This window comes from Methanobrevibacter sp. (assembly GCF_017432245.1).
GTDB lineage: Archaea > Methanobacteriota > Methanobacteria > Methanobacteriales > Methanobacteriaceae > Methanobrevibacter.
On sequence record NZ_JAFRJO010000002.1, the window covers coordinates 1 to 8,887 of the forward strand.

Sequence of the window (8,887 nt, forward strand, 5' to 3'; positions counted from 1 at the left end):
GGTGTTACATTACTTCCATCAACACCAACGATACGTTCTAAAAAACGACCATAAATAAAATAAGATAAAATTAATGCAAATAAACAAATGAAAAATGAAATCATACTACTATTTTATTAATATGACATTTAAATAATTATTGATAAGTTAGTGAAGTATAAAATAATAAAATAAAAGTGTTTTATAATTGTAAAAAAAGACAAAAAAGAAAAAGAAATAGTTTAAAGATTATTTAAACTATTTTAAAGCTTCCTCTACAGCCACTGCAACTGCTACAGTTGCACCAACCATAGGGTTGTTACCCATACCAATGAGTCCCATCATTTCCACATGAGCAGGTACAGAACTTGAACCGGCAAATTGAGCATCAGAATGCATTCTTCCTAAAGTGTCAGTCATACCATATGATGCAGGACCTGCTGCCATATTGTCTGGGTGCAAGGTTCTACCGGTTCCTCCACCAGAAGCAACTGAGAAGTACTTCTTGCCTTGAAGCACACATTCCTTCTTATAGGTTCCAGCTACGGGGTGTTGGAATCTTGTAGGGTTTGTTGAGTTACCTGTAATTGATACATCAACTCCTTCAAGGTGCATTATAGCTACACCTTCCCTTACATCATCTGCACCGTAACATCTTACTTTAGCTCTTTCACCATCGGAATAAGCTTTTTCTCTAACTACTTTCACTTCACCAGTGAAGTAGTCGAACTCAGTTTGAACATAAGTGAATCCATTGATTCTTGAGATGATCAATGCTGCATCCTTTCCTAAACCGTTTAAGATAACTCTTAAAGGTTCTTTTCTTACCTTGTTTGCAGAGTTTGCAATACCGATTGCACCTTCTGCTGCAGCAAAACTTTCGTGACCTGCCAAGAAAGCGAAACATTCAGTTTCATCAGAGAGCAACATTGAAGCAAGGTTTCCATGACCAAGACCTACTTTTCTGTCATCTGCTACACTTCCAGGAATACAGAATGCCTGCAATGCTTCACCGATTGCAGTTGCTGCATCACTTGCCTTTTTGCAGTCCTTCTTGATTGCAATAGCTGCACCTAAAGTGTATGCCCAACAAGCGTTTTCAAAACAGATTGGTTGAACAGACTTTACAATGTCATATGGATTGAAGCCTTTTTCATTGCAGATTGCCTTTGCTTCTTCAAGGTCTTTAATGCCATATTTTTCAAGAACTGGAACAATTTGATCTATTCTTCTTTCATAACTTTCAAATAAACTCATAATTATTCCTCCTATTCCTTCCTTGGGTCAATTTTCTTGACGGCATCTTCAAATCTGCCGTATTGACCACTTGCCTTTTGAATAGCTTCCATTGGATCTGTTCCATCTTTAATAAGGTCTAACATAACTCCCATATTGATGTATTTGTATCCGATGATTTCATCGTCTTCGTCAAGCCCTATTTCAGTGATGTAACCTTCAGTAAGTTCCAAATATCTTGGACCTTTAACTTTAGTTGAGTAAATGGTTCCAACTTGGGATCTGTGACCTTTTCCTAAATCTTCAAGTCCAGCTCCAATTGGAAGACCCCCTTCTGAAAATGCAGATTGGGTTCTACCATAAACAATTTGCAAGAATAATTCACGCATAGCTGTGTTGATTGCATCACATACAAGGTCTGTATTCAATGCTTCAAGGATTGTCTTTCCAACAAGAATTTCACCAGCCATAGCTGCGGAATGAGTCATACCAGAGCATCCAAGAGTTTCAACCAATGCCTCTTCGATGATTCCTTCCTTAACATTTAAGGTTAATTTGCAGCATCCTTGTTGAGGTGCACACCATCCGATACCATGAGTGAGTCCGGAAATGTCACTTATTTCCTTGGATTTTACCCATCTGCCTTCCTCAGGTATTGGTGCAGGACCGTGGTCTGCTCCCTTATGAACAGGACACATATTTTCAATTTCTTTTGAGTAAATCATTTCAATCTCCACTTAAAAATCTTAAAATAATATTAAAATTATTTAAATTATTTAAATATTTAAAAATTATAATAAAAAATTTAATAATTTTATAATCTTTATGTAATTATATTTGTTTTATTCATTATATAAGATTTGATTTTTAAGGGTGAAATTAAATAAAAAAGAGTAAAAGAGTAAAATAGATAAAAGAAAAATTAGAAAAAAGTAGAAGAATTATAAAAATACTTGTATTGAAGTGTAGAAAAGGTAAATAGCCCCGATAATAATCAAAATTGCAAATATTTTAGGAATGTGGTTTGCCTTGGAAATCAATTTCTCCAGATCGATTCTTGAAATTGCCAAACATAATACAAGCAAGGTCAATGCAAATCCTAAAACGTAAATAAGTATGTTTCCAACTGCATATAAAGGGCTGTTTGAGCTTACAAGCAAGGTTATAAGAGAAATAAGGTACGCACTATAACAATCTGCCCAAGCAATTGAAGTCAAGAATCCTAAAATAAATGAATTGACTATGCCCCCACCTGTTCTGGCATCCATCGATTTAAGGGACAGATTATAATCAAAAAACATCAATATTCCCATAATCAATAAGATAACTGCAGCAATGACCCTTACATAAATAATATATCTATAGAGAATAGCTGTAAAGAACCCTGTCAAAAAGATGATTATTGTGAAGATGCTAAATAATCCAAAGATAAAAGACAATATTCCCGCTTTTGATTTGGTCTTTAAGCTAAATCCCACAATTATTGGTATAGTGGGTATGATGCAAGGAGATAATATTGAAATCACTCCTGTAAAAAATGAAATAATCGGCATTATCTCCATTTTAAAATCCTCATTAGCAAATATTAATGACTATTAATCTCTTTTAAATCTCTCAAATATTCTTCTGGAGGTTCATAACCATCTATTCTGCCTAATTCATTTCCATCTTGATCTAAGATTACAGTAGTTGGAGTTCCGTAAACCTCCAATTGTTGGAAAAGTTCTGGACTTTCACTGCTTTCTGTAATCAATAAAATGTTATTTTCATTTATTTCCTTTTGAACAGAAGGATCTGTTAAAGTTCCTTCCTTGAGGTATTCACAATAAATGCAAGCTGCTCCGTCAAAAATAATCATTACATTCCTATTATGAGCCTTAGCCTCCTTGAATGCATATTCAAGGTCATTACAGAAGTATAAACCATCAATGAAATCATCAACATAATATTTTGAATCATAATTTATCTTATGATCTTTATTGTTTTTATCCACAGTTTTAACGGAATTATCATAGGTTTTATTGGAATCAACTAAACAGGTTCCATTTACACAGTTGGATGAGTCTGCATCTACACTTGAATCAGAAGTAGGTATGAGACTTACAGAATCATCAAAAGAACTAGGTGCATCTACAACCATAACAATTCCACATACTAAAAATAGAGCTAAAATTAGAATAATTAAGAATTTAAATTTTCCCATAATATCTCCCCCAAGGATAATATGTACAGGGTTATTTAAATAATTTACTAAAAAAATTTAAAAAAATAAAGAGTTGTGAATATTTTCAAAAAATAAGAAAAAAATTAGAATTATTAAAAAAAAGAAAGTAGAATAAATTTATTCTAAATTAACAAAGTTCTTAAGTATTTTAAGTCCTGGAACTCCACTTTTTTCTGGGTGGAATTGAGTTGCAAATACATTATCCTTTGATACTGCAGCAGTTAAATCAATGCCATAATCTACAACAGCAGACAAATTGCTTTCATCATCAAGCACTGCATGATAGGAGTGTACAAAATAAAAGTCCTTGCCATCAACCCCATCTAAAATAGGGCATTCCTTAACTTGCTTCAACTGATTCCATCCCATATGAGGAATCTTTCTGCCTTCTGGAATCTTAGCGAAATGACCTTTGAAAATGTCAAGTCCCTTTACACCTGGAGACTCTTCACTTGAGGATAAAAGCACTTGAAGACCTAAGCAAATGCCTAAAAATGGCTTTCCATCATCAATATGTTCAAAAATCACATCTTTAAAAGGTTCAATGTTTTCCATAGCTGTCCCAAAAGCCCCCACTCCTGGAAGAACAAGATGTTTAGCATTTGCAATCTCATTTGGATCGCTTGTAATAATGGCTTCAACACCTATTTTCTTAAAGCTATTGGAAATGCTTCTAAGATTTCCACTTTTGTAATCAATAATTGTAATCATAAAATTACCTGCAAAATTTGAAATTAAACTATTTTTAAGTTAAATATATTTAACTATTTTTAGAAAAAATTATTCTATTATTTAAATTAAAATAACGATTAATTAAAATGATATTTGATTAAATAAATATTAATTTTCTTCGAGCTCCCATTCAATAACTGAACGTATCATCATACCAAAGTCTGAATCGACTATGCTATCTATACCTAATGTCTTAGAATGAGCATCTAGTTCAGCAATTACATGTGAGTACCCTAATTCATTAAGTGGCTGAACAAGTCTTGGACCATCTGTAACTGCAACAGTTTCACAGTCAAGCTCTTCAACATACAATGCATGTGGAACACCTGCAACAATCACAAGGTCTGGCTTGATTTCCTTAAGGTATTCCTCTGCCTTTCTTGGAGTGATTGGATATTCATCAAGGCCACCAGTGATGCACTCAATATCAATTCCAGTTTCGTTTAATTCTTTAGTAATATTTACTGCATGTTGCCTTATTCTTGGAAGACCTATGTTTTCATCCAAATTGGCAATGAAATGAAGATTTTCAATATCTTTATTAGACTCTGCTCCATCAACAAGTGGAGAGAAATCACAATTTAAAATGTCTGCAAAGAGATAGGAAGTTTCCTTTTTAGCATTCAATACAAATGCTACATTTTTACCTTCCTTGATTGCTTTTACAATGATTCTTGCAACCTTTTCCTTACTATCTCCAAAATTAGGCTTGATGTATTTTCCTTGAGCCATTCCACGAGTCTTTTCAACATGTGTTGCAAGCCTTAGCATTTCATTTTGACGATCAGCTTCCTCTTGAGGGATTACACCATATTCTACAGCAGCGTTAAGCACTGCAATAGCTCCCTCTGTATTATCTCCTTCACCGAAACCGCCATGAGATTCCACAGGCAAGATAACACAGTCAAGGCCAAGGTTTTCAATTGGCTCCTTTAAGTCTTCACCAATGATCATACTTGCACAAGTTCCTACAATACCCATTAGTTTTGGATTGAATGTATCATAAGCCTCTTGCAAGGTTTCCTGAAGCTTTTCACCAGCACCTAAAATAAAATCATTTTCAGCCATAGCTGTTGTAACAACCCTAACACCATCACTTTCAAGGAGTCTCCCTGTTCTAAAGCAACAGCCATGTGGCCCATGCATAACAATTACATCTGCATTTAAATCCCTTAAAGTGTAAAGGGAAGCTGCTATTGGACTTGGACGTGGATGCATCATTTTTATTCACCTAATAATAATTAACTAATTTCTAAATAAATTGTGAATTTTAATACTAATTAAACTAATCTTCAATATATAATAAATTAATGTGTAACAATCTTAATGATATCCCTATCTTGGAGTTCATAATCACTTGCAATTCTCATGCTCTTTCTTGCATCTACTGCATGCATGAACTTATCACCAATGTCTGTGTGAATTATATATGCAAATTCACGTGGAGTGGAACCTTTAGGAACCAAGAAAGCATCTGGCAGGACATTTCCTTTTTGGTCAGTTAATTTATGCTCATCCCCTACAGGATAGACAACAATCATGTTTAAAAGTTCGAATACTGCAGTGTTCAATGCCTTTTGAATACCAGTGCTGCCATAAACATCAAGGATGTTGGTTTGGATATATTCCAAAGCCTTGATTTGGTTAGCATTTAGCTTATCCTTTTCAAGAATTTCAAAACTGCTGTCTCCAGAAATGTATGAAATCAATCCGGCCCTTGTAGCATTCATAAGTGCAAGCTCGGATTCAGCAGATGTTGGAATTACACGAGGGTACTTTTCCTGCATTCTTTCAATGTTTTCACGTGCTCCAGGTAAATCTGCTTTGTTTGCAATCACAAGGGAAGGTTTTGCAATATTCAATAGATTGCGGACAAATTCAATCAAGTCTTCTTCTTCCCATTTGCCGTAATTAGGATTTACAGTTCTTAATGCTTCAATCACATCTTCAATTAGAATACCTGTACCAGATAATTGCTCAAAAATGACTTTGGAAAAGTCCAAGTGTTCAGCTTCAACCTTACGGATAAGCCTTACCCAATTCTTGCTTACGATTCCATACATCCACATGACTATTTCATGCTCTAAAAACTCAATGTCTTCCAATGGGTCATGGGAACCTGGATCAACTGGGTTTCCTTCTGCATCAGTAGAACCTGAAGCATCAATTACATGAATGAAGACTTTAGCTTGCATTAAATCGTCTAAAAACTTGTTTCCGAGCCCTTTACCTTCGTGAGCTCCTGGAACAAGCCCTGCAACATCAATCAATTCTATTGGAATCAATCTTGTTCCATCAATGCATTGTGAGTTGTGTGGGTTGCATGTGACATTCATTTCCTTACATGGGCATTCACTAATAACATGAGCAACAGCCTTGTTTGCATCTATAGTTGTAAATGGATAATTAGCCATTTCCACTTGAGATGCAGTAGCTGAATTGAAAAATGAAGATTTTCCTACATTCGGTTTACCTGTAACTGCAATTTGAAGCATAATATCATCCTAATAATCTTAAAAGAAAGCTTTAATTGAATTTAATATGATTTTTAAAAAAAATTTGAATTTTTTAATTAATTTATAATTATCCATAATTATTTTAAAATAATTATAATACTAGATTATATCTATTTTACAAAGTATAAAAAATTATTTAAAAAATAAGAAAAGAAATACTGAAATATGAAAAAATCATTCCATAATTTTAAATATTTTTTTAAATAAATTAAAGATTGGTTAATAAAAAAGGAATCAATAATCAAAGAGGCCCTATAACTATGAACAATGAAAAATATTTAGCAATCGATATTGGCGGAACTGCAATTAAATATACATTAATAGATAAAAATGCAGAAAATTACAAAATTGATGAGATAGAAACTAAAAAGGAAAAAGAAGAAGAATTATATGATTCCTTGGATAAAATTATTTTGCCTCACTTGAATGAAATAGATGGGATTGCATTATCTTTCCCAGGTTTAATCAACGTTAAAGATGGCATTGCCCATACAGGAGGTTCTTTCAAATGGGTGCATGATTTACCTTTAAAATCCATTTTAGAAGAAAGATATTCTAAAAGAATTTGGATTGAAAATGATGGAAAATGCTCTGCTTTAGCTGAATTTTGGAAAGGAAACCTATCCAATGTAAAGAATGGGATTGTTATGGTATTAGGTACTGGGATTGGTGGAGGCATAATCCTTAATGGGCAATTATATCGTGGAGCAAATGGATCTGCAGGAGAATTTTCAAGTATTTTAACCAATTTTAAAGACCAAAATGAAGCAAATAGATTCTCTAAAGTTGGAGATTGCAAAAGTCTAATAAAACCTTATGCTAAATCAAAGGGCATAAATTATAATGATATTGATGGGCGTGAATTCTTCGAGGAGTATCATAAAAGTGATGAGATAGCAATCAAATCATTAAAAGATTATGCTAAAATAATATCTGCTGGAATCATCAATACCCAATGCGTATTAGATGTTGAAAAATTCTGTATTGGTGGAGGAATCTCCGCCCAAGATGTTTTAATAGATGAAATAAAAGAAGCTGTGCATGAATTTTTTATAAATAAAACTTCAAACCCCATAAAAGAGCCAAAAATCGAAAAATGCTTTTTAGAAAATGCAGCAGGTTGCATTGGTGCATTATATAATTTTTTAAATATGGAAAAAAATATTGAATATGAAAAATAATCTCACAATCATAAATTTTTACTTTACTTTATTCACAGAGAAGTAGTGAAAAATGTGAGGAAATAAAATATTAAAAATAGTAAATTAAAAATTAAAATTAAAATAAAACATAAAAAAAGAAAATAGCTAAAAAACAATAGCTATCAAATTTGAAATTTTTAAAACAATTAACCTATGTATCTGAGGTCATCTTGAGCTTGTTGTGGTGCTTGTTGACCCATTGCTCTTTGAAGCATTTCTTGCTCCATTTGTTGAGCTTGGCTAATCATTTCACGGATTTCTTCAGCTTTTGCCTCTAACTCTTCAGTGCTTACTTCGAGTTTTACGAGAATAGCTAATTTTTGCAAAATAGCTTCAGCTGCTTCAGCATCAATGAAATAACCAGGAGTTTTACCCATTAAGCAAGCTCCTTTCATTCCTCTGAGTCTACCTAAACCTAAGAATAAACCAGAAGCGCCAACGATACCGCCATCAGCAGATCTGATTTCAATATCTGCTTCCTTGAGTACTTCAATAATTTCCTCATCAGTTGCAGCACCTAAAACACGGCCTTCAGTACCTTCTACAGGTTGACCAGTAGCAAGACCACCTAAAGTATAAAACTCTTTAGCCCCTTTTGATTCAACGAAGTCAAGGATAGAACCACAGAGTTCGTATTGACCTTCAGGCGCTAAAGCTTGACAATTACCTACTAAAAATATGAAATCCCTTTCATCTGCACCTGCAGACTTCAAGTAATACATTTCATTTTTCATATCCTCTACGATTCCTCCTTCACCAACAAGAACTTGTGGTGGGAAGAAAGGAGAATAGATTTCAACAAATTTAGTGGCATCAAGTTCATCAATAACATGATCAATTGCTAATTTTCCTACATGACCGATTCCAGGAAGTGCTTCAATAAATATAGGATTGTTTAAACTAACTTCTTCTAATACTTTAAATTGAGTTGTTCTCATAAGATCACCTTTAAGAACATTTTATAATATAATCAAATAATCGTAATCAAATAATTGCAA

At 33.4% G+C, this 8,887-nt stretch carries 9 protein-coding genes; 1 reads left to right on the forward strand and 8 read right to left on the reverse strand.

What is annotated here, in order from left to right; genetic code table 11:
• Nucleotides 1-237: 237 nt before the first annotated feature.
• The 7 genes from IJI80_RS00030 to IJI80_RS00060 form a co-directional block, all read right to left on the reverse strand.
• On the reverse strand, nucleotides 238-1,236 hold the full coding sequence (locus IJI80_RS00030; protein WP_012954994.1) for a GGGtGRT protein: 999 nt from the start codon (nucleotides 1,234-1,236) through the stop codon (nucleotides 238-240).
• Nucleotides 1,237-1,247: 11 nt separating this feature from the next.
• Nucleotides 1,248-1,940, reverse strand: coding sequence for a hypothetical protein (locus tag IJI80_RS00035; protein WP_292786196.1), 693 nt, complete (start codon nucleotides 1,938-1,940; stop codon nucleotides 1,248-1,250).
• Between the two features lie 216 nt (nucleotides 1,941-2,156).
• Complete coding sequence (locus IJI80_RS00040; protein WP_292786197.1) at nucleotides 2,157-2,777, reverse strand: cytochrome c biogenesis protein CcdA; 621 nt, start codon at nucleotides 2,775-2,777, stop codon at nucleotides 2,157-2,159.
• Between the two features lie 23 nt (nucleotides 2,778-2,800).
• A complete protein-coding gene (locus IJI80_RS00045) occupies nucleotides 2,801-3,418 on the reverse strand; it encodes a thioredoxin family protein (protein WP_292786198.1) in 618 nt (205 codons plus the stop codon).
• Between the two features lie 138 nt (nucleotides 3,419-3,556).
• Nucleotides 3,557-4,150 carry an imidazole glycerol phosphate synthase subunit HisH gene (hisH, locus tag IJI80_RS00050; protein ID WP_292786199.1) on the reverse strand — a complete coding sequence of 198 codons (594 nt, stop codon included), beginning with the start codon at nucleotides 4,148-4,150 and terminating at the stop codon, nucleotides 3,557-3,559.
• Nucleotides 4,151-4,279: 129 nt separating this feature from the next.
• Nucleotides 4,280-5,389: a Ni-sirohydrochlorin a,c-diamide reductive cyclase catalytic subunit gene (gene cfbD, locus IJI80_RS00055; protein ID WP_292786203.1), complete on the reverse strand. Its 1,110-nt coding sequence runs from the start codon at nucleotides 5,387-5,389 to the stop codon at nucleotides 4,280-4,282.
• An 89-nt stretch (nucleotides 5,390-5,478) separates the two neighbouring features.
• A complete protein-coding gene (locus IJI80_RS00060) occupies nucleotides 5,479-6,666 on the reverse strand; it encodes a redox-regulated ATPase YchF (RefSeq protein WP_292786200.1) in 1,188 nt (395 codons plus the stop codon).
• Between the two features lie 281 nt (nucleotides 6,667-6,947).
• On the opposite strand from IJI80_RS00060, the gene IJI80_RS00065 reads away from it, so the two are divergent.
• Nucleotides 6,948-7,868, forward strand: a complete 921-nt coding sequence (locus tag IJI80_RS00065) for an ROK family protein (RefSeq protein ID WP_292786201.1) — start codon at nucleotides 6,948-6,950, stop codon at nucleotides 7,866-7,868.
• A gap of 167 nt (nucleotides 7,869-8,035) precedes the next feature.
• Here the strand turns inward: IJI80_RS00065 and IJI80_RS00070 are convergent, their stop codons facing one another.
• The gene (locus tag IJI80_RS00070) at nucleotides 8,036-8,827 is read right to left on the reverse strand and encodes a proteasome assembly chaperone family protein (RefSeq protein WP_292786202.1); all 792 of its coding nucleotides are present in this window, start codon (nucleotides 8,825-8,827) and stop codon (nucleotides 8,036-8,038) included.
• Nucleotides 8,828-8,887: the final 60 nt, after the last annotated feature.